Source organism: Xanthomarina gelatinilytica (genome assembly GCF_000348685.1).
Classification (GTDB): Bacteria; Bacteroidota; Bacteroidia; order Flavobacteriales; family Flavobacteriaceae; genus Xanthomarina; species Xanthomarina gelatinilytica.
Genome location: NZ_ANLA01000004.1, coordinates 678,235 through 702,684, shown reverse-complemented (window position 1 = coordinate 702,684; position 24,450 = coordinate 678,235). Strand labels below are relative to the sequence as shown.

Annotated in this window: 20 protein-coding genes; all 20 read right to left on the bottom strand. The window is 35.5% G+C overall.

Annotation, left to right across the window (positions count from 1 at the left end):
* Nucleotide 1: 1 nt before the first annotated feature.
* Nucleotides 2–1,231, bottom strand: a complete 1,230-nt coding sequence (locus tag D778_RS03745; protein WP_040491332.1) for an ABC transporter permease — start codon at nt 1,229–1,231, stop codon at nt 2–4.
* Nucleotides 1,224–1,925 (bottom strand): ABC transporter ATP-binding protein, encoded by a 702-nt coding sequence (locus tag D778_RS03740; RefSeq protein WP_007647827.1) that lies wholly within the window; start codon nt 1,923–1,925, stop codon nt 1,224–1,226. The genes D778_RS03745 and D778_RS03740 overlap by 8 nt, the downstream gene beginning before the upstream one ends.
* Before the next feature lie 81 nt (nt 1,926–2,006).
* Nucleotides 2,007–2,234 (bottom strand): hypothetical protein, encoded by a 228-nt coding sequence (locus D778_RS03735; protein WP_007647825.1) that lies wholly within the window; start codon nt 2,232–2,234, stop codon nt 2,007–2,009.
* A gap of 6 nt (nt 2,235–2,240) precedes the next feature.
* On the bottom strand, nt 2,241–2,786 hold the full coding sequence (locus tag D778_RS03730) for a DUF420 domain-containing protein (protein ID WP_007647823.1): 546 nt from the start codon (nt 2,784–2,786) through the stop codon (nt 2,241–2,243).
* Nucleotides 2,779–3,522 (bottom strand): SCO family protein, encoded by a 744-nt coding sequence (locus D778_RS03725; RefSeq protein WP_007647822.1) that lies wholly within the window; start codon nt 3,520–3,522, stop codon nt 2,779–2,781. The genes D778_RS03730 and D778_RS03725 overlap by 8 nt, the downstream gene beginning before the upstream one ends.
* Nucleotides 3,512–4,234: a hypothetical protein gene (locus D778_RS03720; protein ID WP_007647820.1), complete on the bottom strand. Its 723-nt coding sequence runs from the start codon at nt 4,232–4,234 to the stop codon at nt 3,512–3,514. Before D778_RS03720 ends, D778_RS03725 begins: the two co-directional genes overlap by 11 nt.
* Before the next feature lie 145 nt (nt 4,235–4,379).
* Nucleotides 4,380–4,760 (bottom strand): cytochrome C oxidase subunit IV family protein, encoded by a 381-nt coding sequence (locus D778_RS03715; protein ID WP_040491330.1) that lies wholly within the window; start codon nt 4,758–4,760, stop codon nt 4,380–4,382.
* Between the two features lie 24 nt (nt 4,761–4,784).
* A complete protein-coding gene (locus D778_RS03710) occupies nt 4,785–5,765 on the bottom strand; it encodes a cytochrome c oxidase subunit 3 (RefSeq protein ID WP_007647810.1) in 981 nt (326 codons plus the stop codon).
* Nucleotides 5,766–5,910: 145 nt separating this feature from the next.
* Complete coding sequence (locus tag D778_RS03705) at nt 5,911–6,489, bottom strand: cytochrome c oxidase subunit 3 (protein ID WP_007647807.1); 579 nt, start codon at nt 6,487–6,489, stop codon at nt 5,911–5,913.
* Nucleotides 6,490–6,492: 3 nt separating this feature from the next.
* Complete coding sequence (gene cyoE, locus D778_RS03700; RefSeq protein WP_007647805.1) at nt 6,493–7,386, bottom strand: heme o synthase; 894 nt, start codon at nt 7,384–7,386, stop codon at nt 6,493–6,495.
* A gap of 63 nt (nt 7,387–7,449) precedes the next feature.
* The gene (locus D778_RS03695) at nt 7,450–9,564 is read right to left on the bottom strand and encodes a hypothetical protein (protein ID WP_040491442.1); all 2,115 of its coding nucleotides are present in this window, start codon (nt 9,562–9,564) and stop codon (nt 7,450–7,452) included.
* 114 nt (nt 9,565–9,678) lie between these two features.
* Nucleotides 9,679–10,461 (bottom strand): energy transducer TonB, encoded by a 783-nt coding sequence (locus D778_RS03690; RefSeq protein ID WP_051052624.1) that lies wholly within the window; start codon nt 10,459–10,461, stop codon nt 9,679–9,681.
* 114 nt (nt 10,462–10,575) lie between these two features.
* Nucleotides 10,576–11,295 carry an energy transducer TonB gene (locus D778_RS03685; protein WP_007647797.1) on the bottom strand — a complete coding sequence of 240 codons (720 nt, stop codon included), beginning with the start codon at nt 11,293–11,295 and terminating at the stop codon, nt 10,576–10,578.
* 57 nt (nt 11,296–11,352) lie between these two features.
* Nucleotides 11,353–11,673, bottom strand: a complete 321-nt coding sequence (locus tag D778_RS03680) for a VanZ family protein (RefSeq protein ID WP_007647796.1) — start codon at nt 11,671–11,673, stop codon at nt 11,353–11,355.
* A gap of 55 nt (nt 11,674–11,728) precedes the next feature.
* Nucleotides 11,729–12,109, bottom strand: a complete 381-nt coding sequence (gene gcvH, locus D778_RS03675; RefSeq protein WP_007647795.1) for a glycine cleavage system protein GcvH — start codon at nt 12,107–12,109, stop codon at nt 11,729–11,731.
* Nucleotides 12,110–12,171: 62 nt separating this feature from the next.
* Nucleotides 12,172–19,374 carry a T9SS outer membrane translocon Sov/SprA gene (gene sov, locus D778_RS03670; protein WP_007647794.1) on the bottom strand — a complete coding sequence of 2,401 codons (7,203 nt, stop codon included), beginning with the start codon at nt 19,372–19,374 and terminating at the stop codon, nt 12,172–12,174.
* A 5-nt stretch (nt 19,375–19,379) separates the two neighbouring features.
* Nucleotides 19,380–19,961 carry a Holliday junction branch migration protein RuvA gene (ruvA, locus tag D778_RS03665; protein WP_007647793.1) on the bottom strand — a complete coding sequence of 194 codons (582 nt, stop codon included), beginning with the start codon at nt 19,959–19,961 and terminating at the stop codon, nt 19,380–19,382.
* Nucleotides 19,962–20,018: 57 nt separating this feature from the next.
* Entirely contained in the window at nt 20,019–22,322 is a 2,304-nt protein-coding gene (locus tag D778_RS03660) for an NADP-dependent malic enzyme (protein WP_007647792.1), read from the bottom strand.
* Between the two features lie 72 nt (nt 22,323–22,394).
* A complete protein-coding gene (gene queG / locus D778_RS03655; protein WP_007647791.1) occupies nt 22,395–23,318 on the bottom strand; it encodes a tRNA epoxyqueuosine(34) reductase QueG in 924 nt (307 codons plus the stop codon).
* 37 nt (nt 23,319–23,355) lie between these two features.
* The gene (ruvB, locus tag D778_RS03650; protein WP_007647789.1) at nt 23,356–24,378 is read right to left on the bottom strand and encodes a Holliday junction branch migration DNA helicase RuvB; all 1,023 of its coding nucleotides are present in this window, start codon (nt 24,376–24,378) and stop codon (nt 23,356–23,358) included.
* Nucleotides 24,379–24,450: the final 72 nt, after the last annotated feature.

The window sequence follows — 24,450 nt, the reverse complement described above, 5'->3', positions numbered from 1 at the left end:
ATTAATCGTCTCTTAAGGCTACTATAGGTTTGATCTGTGATGCTTTTTTAGCTGGTAAATATCCTGCAATACCACCTGCGATTATTAGCGTAATGGTTGCTCCAATAACCAAGGTGGTACTCACACTTGGATCTTTTATAAAATAGGTCTCTAAACTTGGCCCTATAAACTCCAACACTCCCATTCCAATCAGTAAACCTACATAACCTGCAATGGCAGTAATTAAAATAGATTCCATTAAAATGATGGATATAATGGATTTTGGTGAGGCTCCTAAGGCTTTACGAATCCCAATCTCTTTGGTACGTTCTTTCACTATAAATATCATGATATTACTAACACCAACCACTCCTGCGATTAAAGTTCCAAAACCAATTACAATAATAATAACACCCAAACCAAAGGTCATTTGGTTAACGGTTTTGGACTCATTGGCCAAATTTCTAACCCTTATGGCTCTTTGGTCGCTACTGGCCACATCAAAACGGTCTTTTAAATCTTTGGTGAGTGAGTTGCTAAAAGCAATGGCTTTATCGTAATTCATTTCAGGATTATAGGTAAGATTGATTTGATCTATATAATCGTTATTACCATATACTCGTTGCGCTGTACTAATAGGCATGTAAATTAAGCGTTCTTCATTGTCGCCGCCATCGTCTGTAAAAATGCCAACAATTTTATATTGCAAACCATTTAAACTTAAGTACTTTCCCAAGGCTGTAGTTTTAAGAAACAGGTCTTCTTCAACCAATCTTCCTATTACCACAACTTTGGATCTATTATCCAAATCCAACTGATTGATATACCTGCCTTCCTTCATTTTGGTATTTTCAAGATATTGGTGATCTGGATGAACAGCTCTTACATTATATGTGTTTTTTTCGTTTCTAAAAGAAGCATTAACGTTTAAATACAATCTAGAGGTAATGTATTGTACTTTATCCCCATACTCCTCTTTTATATAATCGTAATCTTTATTCTTAAATTGGATCTGTCTTCCTGCTTGATAGCCTTTATGGGCTTTTGTAGTGGTACCAGATTGAATGAAAATGGAATTGTTTGCATCGTCTGCAAAAGCTTCTGCAAAGGTGTTGTTGAGTCCGTTTGCAATTCCAAACAGAATGGTAAATAGTAGGATAGCAAAAGCAACAGTAAAACCAGAGAGGACACTTCTAGTCCTGTTCATGTTTATACTTTGAAATATTTCTCTCCAGAGGTCTCTATCAAACATATTGTGAGGCTCTTACTTGTTCTACTTTTTCGTCTTCCATGATAACACCATCTTTTAAACGTACAATGCGCTTACACATATGTGCAATGTCTTCCTCATGTGTAACAATAAGAATGGTTTTTCCTTCATCGTTTAAATGCTGGATAAAATCCATAATCTCGTACGATGTTTTGGTATCCAAAGCTCCAGTAGGCTCATCGGCCAACAGTAATTTGGGATTTGCAGCCAGAGCCCTAGCAATGGCAACACGTTGTTTTTGACCACCAGACAACTCGTTTGGTAAATGGTGTGCCCAAGCCTTTAGTCCTACTTTCTCAAGATGGAACAAAGCTTTTTCTTGCCTTTCTTGGCGTTTTATCCCTTGGTAATATAAGGGCAATGCCACATTATCGAGAGCGTTTTTGTAATTGATTAGGTTAAAAGATTGAAAAATAAAACCCAGAAACTTATTTCTATAAATAGCTGCTTTTTTTTCTGTAAGGTTTTTAATAGGGACACCATCTAGAATATATTCTCCTTCGTCTGCCTCATCAAGCATGCCAATAATATTAAGCAAGGTTGATTTTCCTGAACCAGATGAGCCCATTATGGCAACCATCTCTCCATTTTCAACAGACAAATCTATTCCTTTCAATACATGTAAACTCGAATCTCCTATGGGATAGGATTTGTGAAGTTTCTTTATGTTTAACATAGTTATTTTTGTTGCTAGTTAGTGCTTTATAAAAGTTAGACTATTTAAAACCTAAATTGTTACAACAAAAGTAAATATATTTTAAAGCGACGATTTTTTAGGCTTGTTAAACTTTTTATAAATTAAGAACCCTATTCCTGCCACCAAAATGTAAGGAATGGCCATGAGGTACACAATTCCATCATTTATACCTTTAGCGATTTCCTGTCCTTCCTCGTTCTCTAAAACAGCACGACACATGGCACACTGCGCATTGGTTTGAAAAAAGACGAAAAAAGACAACAGGACAAAAAGAATTTTACGTTTCATAATTTATCAATTTACATAGTATGGTGAGATCATTAAATAAACTATAACCCCAGAAACAGCAACATACAACCATAGCGGAAATGTTATTCTGGCAATTTTTTTATGCAATAAAAAGTTTCCTGTTATGGCTCTAGCAAAAGTGATCAAGACAAACGGGATAATAACAATGGACAATAAAATATGTGTTATTAATATAAAGTAATAAATATATTTTATGGTGCCTTCTCCTCCAAATTTTGTAGAATCACTTGTCATGTGATAAGCCACATATAACACTAAGAATACTGCAGAACAACCTACAGCTGTTGTCATTAAGTTTTCGTGCAGTACGATATTTTTGTTTTTAATGGCAAAAAAGGCAATGATTAGGATCACGGCTGTCAGTCCATTAATGGTCGCATAAATTGGAGGCAACATGGTTAGTGGTTGCACATTAAAACCTAAATCGCGTAAATTAATACCAAATAATGCTGCAACAATCAATGGAATTACAATTGATAAAAAAACAATCCATTTATTGTATTTTTTTAATTCTTGCTCTTTATTATTCATTTAACAATTTCTTTATGTCTTCTTTAAGCATCGTGATTTGTTGTTCTTGACCATCTTCATCCATACCTTCAGCTTCAGAAATAATTCCATTATAATATATTATTGGGTTTCCGTTTATCATTCTGGAACGTATAAACCCATTTTTATCTATTAATGCAAAATTTCCAGAATGTTCAAAACCACCTTCCACCTCGTCTACTTGAGCTGTGTAAAGGTTGAAGCCTTCGTTGGCGAGTTTATAGATTGCCTCCTGTTCTCCTGTTAATAAATGCCAATTTGGGTTTGTAATTCCATATTGTTGGGCATAATCTTTTAGAACCTGAATGGTATCGTGTTCTGGATTTATGGAGAACGAAGCAATTCCAAAATCTTTGTTTCCTTTAAAGGCATTTTGCACATTAACAAGGTTTTTGTTCATTTTAGGACAAATGGTTGGACAAGTTGTAAAGAAAAATTCTATTACATATACTTTTCCCTCATAGTCTTTGTTGGTAATGGTGTCTCCGTTTTGGTCTGTAAAACTAAACGCAGGCACTTTTTTTGCTTCGCCATTAATTTCTAAAAACCCCAAAGGACTGGCATCTTGAAAATTATTGTCTTGCCCTTGGCTCATTCTATCATTCCTGGAAATGTCTCCGTTTTTAACTCTATCTACAATTCTTGGGATAAAAATAATTCCAAACACCAAGATAATAAAGGCCATGCCTATATACGAATAATTGGTTTTATTGCTCATTTGTTTGTTTTAAATCGTTAGCTCTTCTGGTAGAAGAATCAAAATTCCCTTTTCTTTTTTCTCTGTATTCCTGAAACAGCACGCGCAAATCGTCTGCACTCATTTTATTTTTTATTTCAGCTACTTCTATGCAGTTATAAGCATATAATGGATATGCTGGTTTTTTCTTTTCTTTTTCGCCATCTGTTCTATCGTCCAGTCTGCCTCTTTGTTTTAAGTCCTTATCAACAATGTACACATCGTGTGTTGATAGGTCGTCTTGTAATGGGCTTCTGGATTTTAAACTGTTAAAAACAGCTTTAATGTCTGATTCAGTTCCATAAACAAAGTGCCAATATTTTAAATCTTCATAAGATTTAATTTCTTTTTTCAACAAATTCACCTCGTCTTGGGTGCCGTTTGGCAGTAACAAAACAATTTGAAATTTTTTGAACCCTTTAAATTTATCGTAAACAAGTTCCTTCAAATTTGAAGCTGCAATGGCATTATTCATAGGGTTTGTCCCTAAAAAACCTAGAACAGTTATATGATCTTTTAATTTAACATCCTTATTGTCTTCTGATGTGAAATTGTTTAAGTCCAATATGTTTTCATGAACCACATCCAAAGGGTTGTAGTGATGTTTTGCAGGAAAAAGCATCAATAAAAATAAGACAGGAAGGAAAAATAAAATTCCTAGCGTGGTATAGCGTTTTATAAGCTTTTTGTTCATTATCAAGCTAAGTGAGAAAATCGATAATCATTTAATATACCGATTGTTTAAAAATATAAAACTTGCTTTAAGTTTTGCTTTGCAAAAATAAAAAAAGACGGTTTAAAAACCGTCTTTTAGCATCTATTTAACTTTATAAAGTTAGTTAAAAATCGTGTTTTAAATAACTGTTAGTAAAAACGTTTCCTACATATCCTCCTTCTTGCAATAGGATAAATATCAAATAACAAATTAAAAATACAGATGTCCAAACCACCATGCGTCTTAAGCTGGCAGTTTCGTCTCTCATATGCATAAAGTCCCAAGTAATATAATATGCCTTAACTATGGTTAATAAAATAAAGATCCAGTTTAGCATCTTCATTCCAATAAAATGCCCATTCAATACTTCAGGTTTATAAATACCCAAAACAACTTCAATTGCGGTTACAATTGACAAAAAGATCAATACGCCCCAAATTTTTTGGGTGTTAGATTTAAACTTGATCAATCCTCGAAATATTTCTAATTTATGTGTGTCTGCCATGATTTAAATAATATTACCTAAAAATTATACTAAATAGAAGAATGTGAATACAAACACCCATACTAAATCTACAAAGTGCCAGTACAATCCAACTTTTTCAACCATCTCGTAACTGTTTCTTTTCTCGTAAGTCCCTAATATAACATTAAAGAAAATAATGATGTTCAATAAAACACCTATTGATACGTGAAAACCGTGAAAACCTGTTATAAAGAAAAAGTAGTTTGCGAATAATGGTGGACCATATTCATTGTGGACTAGGTTAGCTCCTTCTACAACGTTTTTCCCTTTTGTTTCCAACTCTGTTAACGATTCTGCTCTTGATAAAACCGTTTTATGTCCTGTTGCATTATCAGTATAAGTGGTTTTTACCAATATGTCATCATTGGCTTTAAAACCAGCAAGCACTTCGTTAAATGTAAAGCTTGTTAATTTTTTCTCATCACTATACCAAATGCCATTTTTTCTTTCATGTTGTGCTCTATCTGTAGGCTGTGCAATCGCGAAATCTTTTAAAGCCACACGGTTTCCATCAGTATCCACAAAGTGGATAATGTTTCCTCCATGAGTTTCAACAGCGCCATATTCCCCTTTGATAAATGTTGTCCACTCATAAGCTTGAGAACTCAAGAATATAAGTCCACCTATGATGGTTAAGAACATATAGATGGTGGTTTTAGACTTATCCATTTTATGTCCTGCATCTACAGCCAATACCATAGTTACGGAAGACATAATTAATATAAAGGTCATAAAAGCCACGAAAATCATTGGGTAATCTCCGTGAATAAAAGGCACGTGCGTAAACACATCGTCAGCAATAGGCCAAATTTCAGAAAATTTAAATCTAGAAAATCCGTAGGAAGCTAAAAACCCAGAAAATGTTAAAGCATCCGAAAGAATGAAAAACCACATCATCATTTTTCCATAACTGGCCTTTAAAGGCTTGTTACCTCCTCCCCAAGTTTTTCCTTCTGTTCCAGTGTTTACAACTGTCGTATCCATATGTTTGGTTTAGTATTTATTTAAAATTTGAACAAAAATAATCATTTTATCTTTCTAACGAAATTTACTTCTCTAAAATTTAAGCACTCTAAGCAAGGTTCTGCTAGGTTATTACAGTCAATCCCTTAAAATGTAATTGTATTTATTAAACAAAATATAAAAACAAAAATAGATATAACCATAGTAAATCTACAAAGTGCCAAAAAGTTGCAGACAGTTCAAAACCTAGCATTTTTGTAGGTTGGTACTTTTGTTTAAAATGATTATAAATTACCACCAACAAAGAAATCAAGCCAACCACCACATGTAAAATATGGACTACTGCTATTAAATAAATGTAAGACATGGTCACATTACTGGTTGGCCCAGTAAAATTATATCCTAAATCTATGATTTGTTGAAACCCTTTAAATTGACATACAATAAAAACAATTCCAAGAATCAAGGTCACAAACAACAAAACGGTTGTTTGCTGCCTTTGGTTCTTTTTTAACGCTCTCTTGGCCAATATAAAGGTGATGCTACTTAGCACAATAACTATAGTGCTGGTTATAAAAGCATTTGGCAATTGAAAATCGTGTAGCCAGTCTGGCCTGCTACTGCTAACAACAAATGCGCTTGTCCATCCTGCAAAAGACATGACCAATGATATGATTCCAAACCAAAGCATCATTTTTTTGGCTCTACTATGTTTTTCTTCTAAGGTACCTTGGGTTAAATCCATGATTTATCTAATAAACTTATCGATTACGTAAACTATTTGCAACAAGGTAATGTAAGACACACTGGCCAACATAAGTTGTTTTGCTGCTAAAACAGTCATTTTTTTATATAATTGAATGGCATAATACAGCATCCCTAAACCTAGCAGGAATACAATTACAGCCGAAATTGGCGTTAAATACAAGCGACCCGTAAAACCAAATGCAGGAACTATAGACACCAAAATGGTCCAAATTGTATACATGATGGTTTGTACTGCAGTACCTTTATCCTGTTTTCCGGTAGGCAACATAAAAAAGCCTCCTTTTTTATAATCTTCAAACAAAAACCAACCTATGGCCCAAAAGTGTGGGAATTGCCAAAAAAACTGAATGGCAAATAAGGTACCTGGTTCTATACCAAAGTCGTTTGTGGCTGCAACCCAACCCAACATAAAAGGGATGGCTCCAGGAATAGCCCCAACAAAAACTGCCAATGGTGTTTTGGTTTTTAAAGGTGTATAGGCGCAAGTGTAAAGGAAAATGGAAATAGCTCCAAACATAGCTGTTTGTGGGTTGATGCTATATAAAATAGCGATACCCGAAACCGTAAAAACAGATGCAATAATAAAAGCTGTTGAAACAGACATGCGTCCAGCCGGAATTGGTCTGTTTTTGGTTCGATCCATCAAAGCATCCAAATCCTTTTCTATAATTTGATTGAACGCGTTTGAAGCTCCAACCATAAAATAACCACCAAACGCCAAAAGCAGAAGTGTGGTATAATTTACTGTTTCTACACCTAAAAGATATCCAGCCAGTGAAGAAAACACCACACTAACCGACAAACGGATTTTAGTGATTTCCTTAAAATCTGAAATAATAGAATGTTTAACGGTTGAAGTGACTGTTTGACTCAAAGTAATAAATGCTTTGCCTAAGGCTTTATATTGCGTTTGCAAAGATACTTTGAAAAGTTAATTCTACAAATCAAAATACCAATTAAATAGGTCTGTTCTTATTCCTATATTAAACCAAACCGTATTGCTTTTTAGGGCTGTTGCCGTTTGGGCTTCCGGATTAAAGTCCCTAAAGGTCACATCTGTGAAAATCTTTAAATTTGTTGCTGGATTAATGACATAACCCACTTGCAGGTTTGTATAGAAAGTGGTGGTTTTGTTTCCCTGTCCAACTTCTACGCCTGTATCAAAAGGTCTTTCGTTGTAATTTCTATAAATATCCCCTCCATAACTATAATCATCCACACCATTATTAAAATCCAATCCTCTAGTTCCAATGACCATTATAGCATTTCCAAACCAACGCTTATAATGATATCGGCCAATAAGCACAAACTCACTGAAATTGGAGCCCCAAAGATGTGCCATGGATTGATTGCTGTGACCATAGTTTAAAACCACTGTATTGTGCGAGTAGGTATAAGGCCTTACCCTGTTATACTCTGTTTGAAGCATCAGGTTTTTAACTTTAAATGCATGGTAATATTTAAAACCCAATTGGTATCCAAATTTATTTTTCCAGCTTTTCTCACCTCCAGACATATCGCTCAATGAAAATTCATCTAAAATAAATTGCCCATACAGGTTCATGTTATCATTCAATTTATATTTACCAGACAATCCTAAAAGTGCATTTCCGGCATCTTGGCCTGTTTCAAATTCTATAGCTCTAAAAAAGATAATTGGGTTTAAATAATTAATATCAAAACCTCTGTTGTTTGCATTGTTCCAAATTACAGACTCAAAAAAACCTACATTCAATCTTTTTGACACATTCCAACTTAAAAAGTGTGTTGCCATGTATTTTGGCATATATGCTCCATCCACTTCAACCTCTGGTCTTACGTCCCTTAACCACATCCAGGTGCTTGTATATTTTATTTTCCAGAATGTTGTGTTTAATTTCAAGAATGGATGTGGTGTTGCCACATCACTGATAAACAAGGATCGATAACCATCTCCAATAAAATTTTTGCCATGGCCAAACTGCACATTTAAAAACTTAAACGGAGTATAAGACAAATAGGCTTCTGCTACTGGATAATCGTAACCTCCATCTTTAAAAGCTTTGGCTATGCCTCTGCCTGGTACAATGGCTGCTTCGTCTGCTGCTTTTATGGATTCGGCATACTGGTTATAATATTTTGCAAACCTACCTTGACTTTCAAAAAAGGACGTATAAAAACTAAATTTATTCCCCAAACCTCCTTGTATGGTTATCCCTCTGGTATTGTTATAGGTACTTGAAAAATCTGCATCTGTATCTTTTCCAACTTCAAAATCGAAAATAGGGTCTATTGTAAACCAATAATCTTTTCCTTCAACCCTTACCAGTCTTTCATTCCATAGTTTTCTGCCTGCAAAGGTATTGATGTCTTTTGCCAAGGTGTCCACTGCTGCCTGAAAATTGTAATAGGCAGATACATCTTCATACATGTATGGTTTGGAAGCTGTGTGGCTGTTGGTTCCTACCAAGTTGATGCTTCTATCAAATTTAGCATAGTTACTATGTGTAAAGGGAATGTTTAACTGACTTGTATATTCTTTGTTGGAAAATGGCACCAACTTCATGTTCACGCTATCATATTCTGTTTTGGCTGCTTTTTCCAATTCAGTAAGTTCATCATTAATGCTTGAATCCTCTTCTTTTGATAAATCTTTTGTGGCCACTGCTTGGTTTACCAATGGTATTTTAACAGCTATGGAATATTGCTTATAGGTAGGTTTTCCATTATAAGTTCCAGGTTTTATTTTAGGAAACTCCCCAAACACGCGTTTGGCTTCATCTTTTAATTCTTGATAGGTGGCATCTACATAAATAACCCTAAACTGACCTTCTTTATCAACTTCAAAAAGTACAACCACATCTCCATTGTAATTGGCATCCATAACTTCTTGAGGCACTTTAAAGTTATTAAAGACATGAGCAAAAACCTGATTGTCAAAACATTTTTGCAGAAGTTCGACTTCTACGGAATCACATTCAGAAAATACGGGTGGTTTTTCGTAAAGGAAATTGTTTTGAGCGTAAGATTGTACTTGAAAAAATAAAAAAACAATTACGAAGAATTTCTTCATATCCATGTGTAAGATTAATTTGCGTTGAAAGATACTATTTTTTTAATAATGACAGTATGAAAAAAGCCGTAAACAAAAGTGTTAACGGCTTTTTTAGTAAAAATATTTTGCTGCTTAATTGATAACATTGAATTTTATTGGCAAACTATAGAGCACATCCACATGACTGTCTTTTTGTTTTCCTGGTGTCATTTGGGGCAATTTCCCAATCACTCGTTCTGCTTCTTTATTTAACAGACTGTACTTGGAGCTGGTTTTAATGTCTGTTACATGACCTTGTTTATCAATCTTAAACATCACATAAATCCTTTGCTCTCCCTTTAACCCAAGGTCTCCAGCAATATTGGTATTGAATTTTCTTTGAATATGAGCAGCAATTTTATCAGACATGCATTGTCTTCTTTCCTCGTTGGATGATACATTTTCACAACCAGGAAATATTGGCACCTGCTCTACAGCCATTACGTTAAAAGGTGGTAAATCGTCCGGTTTATCTATTACTTGTATTTTTTTGGGATCCATAGGTTCCTGAGATGTTGATGGTTTTGGAACTAAAGTTTCAATAATTGGGTCGTCATCGTCTTTTACAATAGGATTGTTGAAAACTATGGGTTGAGATTTCTTTTTTTCAACTGTTCTGGTCTCTTCAAGAATCTTGATAGGCTCATTGTAAACATACATGATGTCTTCTTCCGGTTGTGGGACATCTGGAGTGATGGTTTCATAGGTTTTAAAAGAAGCTTCAAAAAGTGCATAGGTAATAAGCAAGCACATTATTAAACCAACTTGAAAAAAAATGGTAGAGTTTTTTCGTAGATTTGCATCATGCTTTTGAGGTTTTATTGCGTTTTTCTCATTTTGCCGAATGAGTTCGCAATTTTTCTTTTGAAAAATCATAATAATTGAATTTAAATGTTAATATTATGATAAAATATCAATAAGCATACCAAAAAGAAATCCCGTTACAGTAATTGTAACGGGATTTTATATAATTTTTAAAAACTAAAACTCTTAGTTCTGCACTTGGAACTTAATTGGTAGGTAATAAGGAACCCTTACTGCTTTTCCACGTTGCTTTCCTGGTTTCATTTTAGGCAACAAGCTTACTACTCTAATAGCTTCTTGTTCTAATCTTGGATGTGGTGCTCTTGCTTTTATATCAACAATTTCACCTGTTTTATCAATTTTAAAGAATACACTGATTTTTTGGATACCACTTAACCCTAAATCTCCAGCCAAATCGGTATTGAATTTTTTCACAATGAATTTTTGCATTTGCTCGTTCATACAAGCTTTTTTATCTTCATTGTTTCCTTTTTCACAACCTGGGAAAACTGGAACGTTTTCAATAACAGCAAAAGGAACCTCAACGTCTTCTTCTACTTCTTCAACTTCCACTTCTTCTACCTCAACAATTTCTTCTTCTTGACTGGTTTCGGTAGATTCAATAACCGTTTCCTCAACTTCCTCTTCATCTTCCACAACTTCAATCACTTCAGGAGCAGCTGGTGGTGGTGGTGGAGGTGGTGGTGTCTGTAATTGCTCTGTAATTGGAATTTCTTCCTCCAATTCTTCGTCAAGGTTTAACTGACCAATGTCTATCGCAGATTTATCGTACGTTTTATAGTTAATTGCCGTATATGTTACAAACAACATTAATGCTAAACCAACAGCAAAGAAAAGAGAGCTGTTTCGACCTACATTTGCTTTAGGATTTTTCTTTTGTTCCATGATTTTTAATTTTCCTGATTGCTAAAATAACCATTTATTTGGCAATAAAGCAAACGATTAATATTTTTTAACGTCTGTATTTATTTTAGTATGTATTAAAATAGCTGCAAATAAAACACCTAAACTATTTGCCAATATATCCAATACATCGAAACTTCTTGAGCTTGTTAATATAAGTTGTAATACTTCAATAATTATACCAAAGGCAACAGATACAAGGATGCTTCTAAAAATACTTTTTATTTTACTAAAATTGAATTTGAAGTAGAATGAGTTAAACCAAAGCCAAGTAAATAATGCATAAGCCAAGAAATGAAATATTTTATCACTAAAGGATGGTACAATTTCTTCAACAGATTCTAAATCGAGTTTCGCCAAACTAACTGTTATAAGTAATACAGTATAGCTTATAGAAACCCATAAAGCATTTTTTTTAAGCACCAATCAATTCTTTGTAAGCATCGGCAGACATAAGGCCATCTACTTGGGACAGGTCTGAACATTTTACTTTAATCATCCAACCTTCTCCATAAGGATCGCTATTTACTTTTTCTGGTTCGTCTTCTAGTGCTTCGTTAAACTCTATAATTTCTCCAGATAGTGGTAAAAACAAATCTGAAACTGTTTTTACAGCTTCTACAGTACCAAAAATCTCATCGGCATCCAACGTTTCGTCTACAGTTTCAACTTCTACGTAAACAATGTCACCCAATTCGCTTTGGGCAAAATCTGTTATACCAACAGTTGCTACGTCACCTTCAATTTTTACCCATTCGTGGTCTTTTGTGTACTTTAAATTTGATGGAATATTCATTGTATATATTATTTATTTTCGCAAATGTATTTATTCAAAAGATAATATCAAACTAGATTTTATTAATTACCAAAATTATATCTCAACGTAATACCTCCACGTATGGTTGTTTGAGGGTATGCTGTGGAAATGGCGTATTCTGAAAACATATAATCGAAGTAGAAAATACCTGTTAGGTTTTTACTAAACGAATAATCTGCAGTAAACTTTCCAGACCATACCGTTTGTCCAGATGTTATTTGGTTGTTGTTCACATCCAGATATCTAATAATGGTTTCGTTTCTTCTATATGAAAGATCGGCTTTCATATTTAAATCGCTTACAATCTTTTTGGTAGGTCCAGCTAATTTGGAATTAATCCTAACATCTTTTATTCTATAACCCAAGCCAATAATGTATTCGTTTCCTTGAACTTCAGTCATTAAATTATTATCAAAACTCAATGAAAGAAGTCTGTCTTTCTTGATTTCAGCAAGAATTTTTACGGAATTTTTCATTTCCATGTCTATTCGTACCAACGGACTAAACATTTCGGTTAAGTTGATGTTACTGTAAAGTGTTTCATTTTTAAAATTGCCACCTTGATCCAAGGCTTCTGGCTCCAAAGGATCGTAGTCCAAATTGGACCTAAATTGATTGATGGTGTAGGATGCACGATATCCATGAATTAATGAGAAACGTTTAAAACGTTTTTTAAACCATTTTAAATTCATTAATCCTGTATATTTTATATCCCAGTTTGGAATTGGAAAATCTTTAATGGCAGATAAAGAGATCCCTCCAGCGTCCTTACCGGAATAGGCAGACAGGAAGGATGGCAACAAGACTGATTGGCTGTTTTTACCAAAACCTACCGGATAGCCTTCTGCATCTACAGGATACGTGGTGCTACCATAGTGTTGCTCTGCCAATCTGTTTGCTATTTTTAACCTATTGGCCCTAAAATCTTCGAAGGCTGCAGATTGGGTCTCATCACTTTTACTGAAAGCTGTTTTAATTAAAATTGTGGAAATACTGTAATTTCCAAAGGTATTTGGAGTAAGGGATTCGTACTCCAAGCCATTTCCATAATCGTTGATCCTATAGTTTTCAGTATAGTTTTCAGAATACAACCTATTGGCAACCAGATCTATTTTTAAATCGTTTAAAGGTTCAATATTTGCAGAATAATCCAATTGTTGGGTTTTGACTGCTGTATATTGCTCATTAAAATCTGGATACAGTGTTAACCAACCGTTTTTGGCCGCTAAGTGTCTTACATCTTTTTGGCTACCAAAGGTAAAACCAACGGTTGGTTTTAAAGTTCCTATAAATCCAGGGGTTCTTAAATAACCTGGTAAATAGGTTCCATTGGTTTCAGAATAGTTAACCTGTACTCTTTTTAAACTGGTAAGAATATCTATTCCAACATTGGCAAGCTTCTGTCCTCCGTTTTTTGCCTTTGCAGGCTTTGATCCGTCTTGAGGCTTTCCATCTGGCGTTGGTCTAGCTGCTGGCGTAGGTGTTTTTCTAATGGTTTTCTTTTTAAGCCCTATATAATTATAGAACTTGTTCATGTTTAAAGTGGTATTGATGTTGTGCCTGTTTGCATTGGAAACCGTATTACCTAAATCGTAGGTTTGACCGTCCACTTCCAGATTTCCAAACAAATCGGATCCTTTTTGCCATTGGAAATCGCCACTGTAGGAGTAAGTGGCATCCACAAAGCTAAAAGTTGGAATTTTATCCAAAGGAATATCATAATTTACTGCCAGTTGTTGGAACTGCCTGTTTGGATCGCCAAAATCGAAAAAGCCATCCCAAACGGTTAAAGAAGGGTCTTGTTCGCCGTTGATGATATTGTCTTTAAAATAATTGCGCACAATATTATGGTTGGATGCCGTTAAATTTAATTGTAAGGATTTGGTTAAATTGTAATTGATGCTATATTCGTAATCGAAAGTATAATTTCTTCTGTAAAATTCATCCAAGCCTATATTGTCTCCGGTTAGATCTACTTCCCTGAATTTTTGCTGATTAAATTGACGGTTTATGTTGGTATTGACCGTAAACATGGAAGGTAACGGATTAAAATTGAAATCTTTTAATAGTTTTAAATAGTCACTGGTAAACAAGGAATCGTTTTTCTTAAAAGGTTCAATGGAATAAGGCTCAAAATTATATGCGTAATTAACGCCAGCCCTAACCGTTTGGTCTATGGAATTTTCAATTTCAAAATCCCGATGCTTTATTTTATTGTAGGAATAATTAAAGGTAAGATTTTCCACATCGTAAAAACGAGGCTTGGAGTCGTTGGTCTTTATTTTTCTAACACCAATAAAGTTTATGCTTTTTCGTTTGGTGTAACTTTCGGACTGTTCCCTGATCTTATCTTTTTCATCATTGGAATCGGCTGCTTCCAATCTGGACTCCAAGGTTAAATCTTTATAATACTGATCATATTTTGGTGTAATCAATTCTTCTCCCTGTCCATAGTTAAATGGAATTTGAATTCCCCATTTTGGTGGAAGCAATTGCCCAATATTTACATTGGTAACCACATCGTATTGTTCTACATCTTCTCTACTTCTTTGGTTAGGCCCTTGTTCAATGGATCCAAATCCTGTGGTGCTTTTTCTTCCAGTGGCACTTACGTTTGCAAAATCGGCAAAATTGGTATCAACAGTCAATACAGCTGCCCAACCACCTTCGTTGTCCATATCGGACAAACGTAATTCGTTAAACCATAATTGACCACATTTGTCTACTCCAGACGCATTTTTAACACCAACCATTAAGGTTCTAATGTCTCCAAAATTTGGATTTCCTATAATCCCTATTCGTTGTTGCCCTAAGGTATAAGGAGCATATTCTGGAACGGGGTTTTCGCTTAATGCATCATCAATCACATCATAAAAAACAGGTGTTGTCCCACTTAATGTTCCATTGCTAATACCTTCCGATTTAATATCTTGAAGCAATTCCAGAGCCAGGTTCATCTCATTTTCTTCAGGCCATAAAAGTTCCCTGGTTGTTCCGTCGCTTACTTTTAAGGGTACTTCTATTTGGTAGTAGTTTTGGGTTAAATCGTTACCCATTCTTATAAAACCAACTAAATCTTCGTCTTGCAGTCCTGGGATATCTCCTTCTTGAGCATGTATAAACATTCTTAATCGTTTATACTGACGCATGTCTATATTAATGTTTTTATAAACAGCCCTTGCATCATGTGATTCCAAATCGCACACATCCAAGACCAAGGATTGTTCGTTTTGTCTAATTACGGTATTGTTGTTATAAAATTCTTCAGGTTCTACTCCTGGAGGTGAAATATAAATTCCATCGTTTTCTATGGTACCTATAATTCCAACGCTAAATTCGGTATTGTCCAATGCTGGATCTCCACCATCTTCATCCAATGTTAAATTATATCTTCTCCAATCGCTTCTTACCAAATCCAAAGTACCAAAACGGAACACGGTTTTTTCTGTAAATTCTTTTAAATACATTCGTGTAAAACGAATGGATCTTAAATCTGAAATACCACCAATGGCATTGGAGTATTCTGTAACCGGAATTCTAAATTGAACCCATCTTGGAATGACTGTTTGACCGTTAGGAAGTGTTCTTACCTGGTCTTCTTTAATATCTACAATGTATGGGTTGTTAATGTTTAAAGTAGCAGGTGTTAAATTCAACTCGTACTCATAATAACTGTCTATGGTATTCATAGTGTTATCACGATTGATGTCTTCCACATCTGGTTGTGTTGTGGAACCACGATTGGTGTCTGAAAACACATCTGGTGAATTTCCTTGAAGTCCGTTATAACGCTTATAACGTTCAAAAATATCACCATCTGTATTTAAAAAATAGGTATAGTTATCGTTTGCTGGATCTGGCAAGGAGGCGTAAGCTGAAAATATTTGAGCTTCCTCGGCATCATCATAACCATCAAGACCTGTATCTTGATTGGTACGCTGTTCGCCAGTAGTATCAAAAGCATAAATTAAAGATTGGTTTTGAGGGTAAACCGTTTCCCAAGAAGGAGAGGTTGGCAACACACCAATTACATTTCCATCTGCTGGCAAACCATTTTCATAAATTTTTCTTCCGTCTTTTATAACATCTTCTGAAATATTACCTAAGTTGAATACGAGTTTCCCTCCAGGGTTGGATGGGTTTTCCTGAAATGGATCCTGTAACCAGAATTCAATATATTCCACATTGGATTGTTCAAAGTCTGTAGAAGTTAAGGCTCTGGTAATACCTGCCCAACTTCTCTGTGGATCTGTTAGGGTGTTGTTATTAATATCAACGTTTGTGGTTTGGAAATTATAAGGTCCTCTTTCTGTTGGATAATATGCCAAATCCAAAGTGTTTACAACCGTTGATTGCCCTTGGGCAATGTCTTGGTTTGGAAACAGTTCTTCAATAAACACACGACTGGTATATAAATCTGATATATCATCATCTGAAATACCACTTGGACTTTGGTTTCCGTAGAAAATTGGATCAATATTATACCAATTCAGCAAAGCTCTATCATACCCTTGCTCAATACCATTCACATTATCGTCGTTACCGTTGATACCATGAGGACGACTGGAAATAAACCATGATTGTGGCGATTTTAGGTCGATAGAGTTTTGCGAGCCTTCAAAATCATCTACATAAGACGTAGCTTCTCCATTAAATTGGGTGCCTTTTGGAGCTCCAGGAGCTAAATAGGCAAACTCTCCCCTTACAGCCAAATTGGAAGGTGCATCTGTATCTATATTTGGTAGTTTGTTGACCAATCTGGTAAAAAACGGAACTTCGGTTGAATAATTTCCGTTAATTCCAAATATGTGGTTGTTTATGGGTTCTTGTGCATAATTTGCCTTTTGGGTTATAGGTCTTTCGTTTAAGTGCAACCAAGTTGCTCCAAGCACAAAATTTTCATTGAACTTATGTTCAACATTAATACCTGTAAATCGTTTTGTTTGTTGTCCAAATACAGCATTGTTTTCTGTGGTAACCTGAATAGGTGTGTTTGAGGCTTTTAAAGCTTCATCAAGTATCTGGACGGTTCCTTGTTGGTAATTAACCGTATAGTCTATACCTTCAACCAAAACCCTACCTCCAGCAGTTACTTGAACAGATCCTCTAGGAACGTTAAAGGCTCCAATAGGAATGCCATCTCCTCCAGAAGATTTGTAACGCCCTTTCATTTTAAACTTATTCTTGTCTGCTGCTTCTAGAGCTGCTGTTTTGGTTTGTTTATAAAGAATGTCATAAACATATTTTTTCTGGTTATCGTTGTAGGTTACATTATTGTTATAATCTTCGCCTCCAGAAACAGATAGTTTTTCGAATAGATATTTTCCAAAAGGCTCGGCCTTGGTAAAGATTATTTTTCCGTTTTGAGGGATCACTGTAATACCTGGAACAAAATCAAAAAAGCCATCTCCATTTGTTTGAGGGTCGCCATTGAAATTCAATCTGTCTAGGTTAAACAATCGTAATAAGGTTGTATTTTGAATTAAATCTTCTGGAGGTGTATTGGTTGTTATAGGGTTTCCATTTATATCTACCCCAAAAGAATTGCCATCTACTGGAGAGATAAAATTCAATGGTGAGGCTTCGTTATAAAAAATATTTAATTTGAAATCGTCTTGACTTAATTGGTATGCTCCTGTATCATAGATATTCTTCATCATTAAATCCCAAATAGGTTGATTAACGTTTGTAATGGGGCTTTTTAATAATTTTAAAATTAAATTGTTATTTGTAACCGTTGTGATACCTCCAGGAATGGTAGTTGTTCCCGTTGCGTCCAAACCATCGTTTGCAAATTCCCCTACTTGATATACTTGGCCACCAACCGTATACTGAAAAGCCACAGCCAGGACTTCATCGTTGTTTAATCTTTGGTTTAAAGAGATATAGCCTAGTTGGGAGTTTAAGGTATATTCTTGACCTTGTTGCAGTTTTCTGGCATTTTCCAGTTTGGCGTAGTCCGAACCTTCACTTACAGAACCGCTAAGGGTTCCAAACCCTTGTTGCACAGTTGCAATATCCCTTATTTGTGAGGTTAAAACTGAACCAGAACCAATTCTTGTTGGGTCGTAATCGTTGTTTCCGTTATTTGGGAACGCATTGGGACCTACATTTATAAATCCAGGAGGAACAGGTTGCAATAGGATGTTATTGGCATTTGGATCTGCATTGGATTCCCCTAAATCCTGAAGTGCCACAATATTTCTAACGTTTTCGGTATTGTTATTTCTATTGGTTACCCAAACCTCTATTCTGGTAATTTGTACATTGGAATTTATAAATGGATAATTTTCCAAGGTTTTATCAAAATTATCCCTAAAGTAATGTGCTAAGAAGTAATGTCTGTTTTCATCATAATCCCTAGCAAAAAAATCAAACTCCTCGATGGTACCTCCTCCTTGGGCCACAACGGTTCTGGTATCCGATTTTTGTTCAGAAAAAACACCTGTAACGGTTGTTTTTCCAAACTGCAATTGTGCTTTAACACCAAATAAACTTTGTGCTCCTGTTATTAAAGAACTATTAAGAGGCATGCTTACGTTACCTACTTCAATTTTTTGGATGATATCATCTTCTGTAGGTGTGTATTCCAGTTTTATTAAGTTTTGGAAATCGAAGGTCGATTCGGTATCATAGTTTGCTGTAACTTGTAATCTGGTTCCAACTTTTCCCAACAAGCTCAAACTAATTCTTTGGTCAAAATCGAATGTAAAATTACTTCTGTTTTGGGGTGAAAATGTTGGATTGTCTTGCTTTGTAAACAAAACACCCAAATCCATTTCCACAGAACCTTGTGGCACCACATTAATGGTATTGCCTCCAAAGATGGTTTCAAACAATCCAGATCTTACATAAAATTCTGGAAGCAGGTTTTTTTGTTCTTCTTCGGAACCTTCTTTCTTTCCGTCATAAGCATCAATTTTCTGCTTGTAATATTGTTTTAAATTTTCCTGTAATACAAGTTCCCTAAACTCTTCAGGTGTTAAAATTATGGGGTAATTTATATTGAAGCTTCCAACCGTTTCGGTGTAAATATATCTGTCTGTTAATGGATCGTAGGTATATTTGGATTCAATACTGGAAGGATTGGGCATGTTTATGTTTCCTAATGAAAAACCTGTACTTGTTGAATCTTGTGGTGTTGGTGTTATTTGTGAGAAAGAATATATACTAAAAAGCAAGAACATGCTTAATAGGACATTTTGTTTGTTTGCTTTTAAATAATTATGGTTGGTAGTACTCAAATCTTTTATAAATTTTTTAAAGCCTGTTTTATAATTACTTCGACAGTTGCATCTGGTTGATTGGATATAATTTTATCTACCACACGCTCGGATTGTTTTTTGTTAAATCCAAGAACATCTAAAGCAGATAACGCTTCATCTTTATTAGTATTGTTTTTTGGAGTTGAAAGTTCGTCAATATCGTAGACTTTCAAAATTTTATCTTTTAAATCCAAAATTACTCGTTGAGCTGTTTTGGCACCAATACCTTTTATGGATTGAATTAAGGCTACATCTCCAACAGCAATTCCTTCCCTTACCTGTTTTGGTGTTAAGGAAGACAGCATGGTTCTTGCTGTACTGGCTCCAACACCACTCACGGAAATTAACAACCTGAAAATCTCTCTTTCGGCCAATGATGAAAATCCAAACAAGGTATGCGAATCTTCTTTTACTTGAAGGTGTGTATATAATTTTAAATGTTCTTGATCTGGAATTTGTGAAAACGTATGTAAAGAAATGTTTAACATATAGCCTACACCATTACAATCTATAACAACATCGGTTGGATTTTTCTCAATAAGTTTCCCTTGAATATGTGTAATCATTAACAAAACTTTAATAAACTCTCAAATGTAATAAAATTATTCACATTATTAAGCCGTTTATTTTTCTATTGCTGCTTTATTTTCAAGTTCCTTTTTTTCTTTTTGTTGTGCATCTATAACTGCAATAGCTGTCATGTTAACAATCTCATCCACACTTGCATCCAATTGTAGGATGTGCACAGGTTTTCTTAAGCCCATCATGATAGGTCCTATTGAATCTGAATTGTTGAGTTCTTTCATTAACTTATAGGTAATATTGGCCGATTCCAGATTAGGGAAAATCAAAGTATTTACTTTCTTTCCGGCCAATTTAGAGAACGGAAAGGTGTCTTGTAGCATTTCCCTGTTCAAGGCAAAGTCTGCTTGAAGTTCTCCATCTACCAATAAATTAGGGTGTCTTTTATGTAAATAATTTACGGCTTCACGAACTTTTATGGCTGTTTGATTTTTAGAAGATCCAAAGTTAGAGTACGAAATCATGGCCATAACAGGCTCCATTCCAAACATTTTTACCACTCCAGCTGTCATCTGCGCAATTTTGGTTAAATCTTCGGCAGAAGGGTTGATGTTTATAGCTGTATCACTTAAAAACATAGGGCCTCTTTTGGTCATCATAACATTTGTGGTAGCAACCCTTGTAGAGTCTGGTGCTAAACCAATAAGTTCTAAAACCGGCTTAACAACTGATGGGTAAGATCTGGAAAATCCTGAAATCATGGCGTCTGCATCTCCTTCATTGACCATCATGGCAGCAAAATAATTGCGTTCCCTCATAATTTTTTGAGCAGAATACAACGTTACACCTCTTCTGTTACGTTGATTCCAATACACCTTGGCATAGGTATTCTTGCGTACCTCCTCTTCATCGGATTTTGGATCTATAATTTCAACATCGGCATCAAATTCTATTTCTTCTTTAAGCTTTTCAATTGCATCCCTTCGTCCAAGTAATATAGGAATGGCTATTCCTTCGTCATGCACAATTTGAGCGGCTTTTAACACGTCCAAATGGTCTGCCTCTGCAAAAACCACACGTTTTGGGTTAATTTTGGCTCTATTGAGCAAAAGCCTTACAATTTTATTGTCGGAGCCCAAACGCTCTAAAAGTTCATCTTTATATTTGGTCCAATTTTCTATGGGTTCTTTGGCAACACCACTTTCCATGGCGGCCTTTGCTACTGCTGGAGGTACTTCGGCAATCAGTCTAGGATCAAAAGGTTTTGGGATAATGTAGTCCCTTCCAAAGGTTAACCTGGTTTCTCCATAAGCTATATTCACTTGTTCCGGAACAGGTTCTTTGGCCAATTTAGCAAGCGCTTTTACTGCTGCCATTTTCATGGCTTCATTGATTTTTGTAGCTCTAACGTCTAAAGCGCCTCTAAAAATAAATGGGAATCCAAGAACATTATTTACTTGGTTAGGGTTGTCTGATCGACCTGTAGCCATAATAATATCTTCTCTTGTGTCTATAGCCAATTGGTAATCGATTTCCGGATCTGGGTTTGCCATGGCAAACACAATTGGGTTTTTAGCCATAGACAGCAGCATTTCTGGAGTTACGATATTTGCTTGAGAAAGACCGATAAACACATCGGCATGTTTCATGGCTTCCTCTAAGGTGTCTATGTTTCTATTTGTAGCGAATTCGGCTTTTTCAGAAGTTAAATTGTCTCTATTTTGTTTAATAACCCCTTTACTGTCCAGCATGACAATGTGTTCGCGTTTGGCACCAAAAGCTTGATACAATCTGGTACAGGAAATAGCAGCAGCTCCTGCGCCACTTATTACAATTTGCACCTGATCTATTTTCTTATTTGCCAGTTCCAAGGCATTCAACAAAGCGGCTGCTGAAATGATGGCTGTTCCATGCTGATCGTCGTGCATAACAGGAATGTCCAGTTCTTCTTTTAAACGTCTTTCAATTTCAAATGCTTCAGGAGCTTTTATGTCTTCCAAATTGATGCCTCCAAAAGTGGGAGAAATCTTTTTTACAGTTTGAATGAATTCTTCAATGTTTTCGGTATTAACTTCTATATCGAACACGTCAATATCTGCAAAAATTTTAAAAAGCAAACCTTTTCCTTCCATAACGGGTTTTGAAGCTTCAGGGCCTATGTTCCCCAAACCTAAAACGGCTGTTCCGTTAGAGATTACTGCAACCAAATTTCCTTTGGCAGTATATTTATAAACATTGTTTACGTCTTTTGCTATTTCCAGACATGGCTCGGCAACTCCTGGAGAGTAAGCCAAAGACAAATCCCTTTGCGAAGCATATTTTTTTGTTGGTACCACCTGAATCTTTCCAGGGGTTGGTTTGGCGTGATATACTAAGGCTTCCCTGCGTTTACTTTGTTTGCTCATAAGTGCTATTAATTAAAGCTATATTCAAAAAAATTCTGAACTAACAAATGTAACAATACTCAACCTTAAAGCCTAATCTTTTAAGAAATTGATATTACGTTTTAGGCCTGAAAATTTGGTACGTTTTACTGCAGACTTTTTAAACACTTTTTTAAATGTTTCTTCAGTAATTTCTTCCCAATCCTTTTTGGTCATATCCAATAAGTCTGGATGTGGATTAAAAAGGGGTTCGTTATGGGATTTTGAAAAACGGTTCCAAGGACATACGTCTTGACAGATATCGCAACCAAACATCCAATCTTCAAACTGGCCTTTAAATTCCGTTGGAATGTTTTCTTTTAATTCTATGGTAAAATAGGAAATGCATTTACTGCCATCTACCACATAGGGCTCTGCTATGGCTTTGGTTGGGCAGGCATCGATACATTTGGTACATGTTCCACAATGGTCTGTGGTTATACCATCATACTCCAGCTCTAAGTCTATTATCAATTCGGCTATAAAATAAAAAGAGCCTACTTGTTGAGTGAGCAAATTGCTGTGTTTTCCAATCCATCCCAACCCAGATTTGGCTGCCCAAGCTTTATCCAACACTGGAGCTGAATCCACAAATGCGCGACCTTCCACCTCTCCTATTTCGCCCTGAATGGCATGCAATAAAGATTTAAGTTTATCTTTTATCACAAAATGATAGTCGGTTCCATAAGCATATTTTGACAGCTTGTAGGTCTCATGATCTTGAGTTTTTTCTGGAAAATAATTTAGGAGTAATGAAATAACAGATTTAGAACCTTCTACCAATTTAGTGGGATCCAAACGTTTATCAAAATGGTTTTCCATATAATGCATCTGACCATGCATCTGTTTATTGAGCCAGTTTTCCAGTCGTGGTGCTTCTTCTTCCAAAAACTGGGCTTTACTAACACCACATGACAAAAAACCGAGGCGTTTGGCTTCGGTTTTTATAAAATCTGTATGTTGTTGCTTTAAATTCATTTTATAGATGAGCCAATTTGCTAGAATAAGATGTTAATTAAAACAATCCTCCTTGAGTAGGCCCTTTAACCCTTCCTAAGTGTTTATAAGCCAGTTCAGTAACTTCGCGACCTCTTGGGGTTCGCATGATGAATCCTTGTTGAATTAGAAAAGGTTCGTAAACTTCCTCTATGGTTTCGGCACTTTCGCTTACGGCTGTTGCTAAAGTTGTGATGCCTACTGGGCCACCTTTGAATTTATCGATTATGGTAGTTAAAATTTTATTGTCCATCTCGTCCAATCCATGAGCATCTACATGAAGTGCCTCTAAAGCAAACTTGGCAATTTTTATATCGATACTTCCATTGCCTTTAATTTGGGCAAAATCGCGCACACGACGTAACAGAGCATTGGCTATTCTTGGTGTGCCACGACTTCTACCTGCAATTTCAACGGCAGCTTCCATAGAGATGGGAACCTGTAAAATATCTGCACTACGTTGCACGATGGTTGTAAGTAATTCGGTATTATAATACTGTAACCTGCTTTGGATACCAAAACGTGCGCGCATTGGAGCCGTAAGCAATCCTGAACGTGTGGTAGCGCCAACCAAAGTAAACGGATTGAGATTAATTTGAACCGTTCTTGCATTAGGTCCAGATTCTATCATGATGTCTATTTTATAATCCTCCATGGCAGAATATAAATACTCTTCCACAATTGGGCTTAACCTATGGATTTCATCAATAAACAATACATCCCTCTCTTCTAAATTGGTAAGCAATCCAGCTAAATCGCCTGGTTTATCCAAAACGGGACCAGAAGTTACTTTAATTCCAACACTTAACTCACTAGCCAAAATGTGAGCTAAAGTGGTTTTCCCTAATCCTGGAGGTCCATGAAACAAGGTGTGATCCAAAGCCTCATCCCGTAAATTAGCTGCTTGAACAAAAATTTGAAGATTTTCCAATACTTGATCCTGACCTGTAAAATCATTGAATGACAGAGGTCTCAATTTTTTTTCCACATCCAGTTCTTCTGGTGTAAAACTATGTCCTGTTGGATCTAGGTTTTCATTCATATACCACAAATATAAACAAAAAGCCTTTCTAAAATTGAAAGGCTCCTGTTGTATTATATAAAGACTAATTAT

Coding starts and splice junctions, on each gene's coding strand:
- D778_RS03715 (WP_040491330.1), bottom strand. CDS start 4,760: ATGGCAGACACACATAAATTAGAAATATTTCGAGGATTGATCAAGTTT.
- D778_RS03710 (WP_007647810.1), bottom strand. CDS start 5,765: ATGGATACGACAGTTGTAAACACTGGAACAGAAGGAAAAACTTGGGGA.
- ruvB (WP_007647789.1), bottom strand. CDS start 24,378: ATGAATGAAAACCTAGATCCAACAGGACATAGTTTTACACCAGAAGAA.
- D778_RS03735 (WP_007647825.1), bottom strand. CDS start 2,234: ATGAAACGTAAAATTCTTTTTGTCCTGTTGTCTTTTTTCGTCTTTTTT.
- D778_RS03745 (WP_040491332.1), bottom strand. CDS start 1,231: ATGTTTGATAGAGACCTCTGGAGAGAAATATTTCAAAGTATAAACATG.
- D778_RS03725 (WP_007647822.1), bottom strand. CDS start 3,522: ATGAGCAATAAAACCAATTATTCGTATATAGGCATGGCCTTTATTATC.
- D778_RS03730 (WP_007647823.1), bottom strand. CDS start 2,786: ATGAATAATAAAGAGCAAGAATTAAAAAAATACAATAAATGGATTGTT.
- gcvH (WP_007647795.1), bottom strand. CDS start 12,109: ATGAATATTCCATCAAATTTAAAGTACACAAAAGACCACGAATGGGTA.
- D778_RS03690 (WP_051052624.1), bottom strand. CDS start 10,461: ATGATTTTTCAAAAGAAAAATTGCGAACTCATTCGGCAAAATGAGAAA.
- D778_RS03685 (WP_007647797.1), bottom strand. CDS start 11,295: ATGGAACAAAAGAAAAATCCTAAAGCAAATGTAGGTCGAAACAGCTCT.
- D778_RS03740 (WP_007647827.1), bottom strand. CDS start 1,925: ATGTTAAACATAAAGAAACTTCACAAATCCTATCCCATAGGAGATTCG.
- ruvA (WP_007647793.1), bottom strand. CDS start 19,961: ATGATTACACATATTCAAGGGAAACTTATTGAGAAAAATCCAACCGAT.
- D778_RS03660 (WP_007647792.1), bottom strand. CDS start 22,322: ATGAGCAAACAAAGTAAACGCAGGGAAGCCTTAGTATATCACGCCAAA.
- queG (WP_007647791.1), bottom strand. CDS start 23,318: ATGAATTTAAAGCAACAACATACAGATTTTATAAAAACCGAAGCCAAA.
- D778_RS03695 (WP_040491442.1), bottom strand. CDS start 9,564: ATGAAGAAATTCTTCGTAATTGTTTTTTTATTTTTTCAAGTACAATCT.
- D778_RS03720 (WP_007647820.1), bottom strand. CDS start 4,234: ATGAACAAAAAGCTTATAAAACGCTATACCACGCTAGGAATTTTATTT.
- D778_RS03705 (WP_007647807.1), bottom strand. CDS start 6,489: ATGGATTTAACCCAAGGTACCTTAGAAGAAAAACATAGTAGAGCCAAA.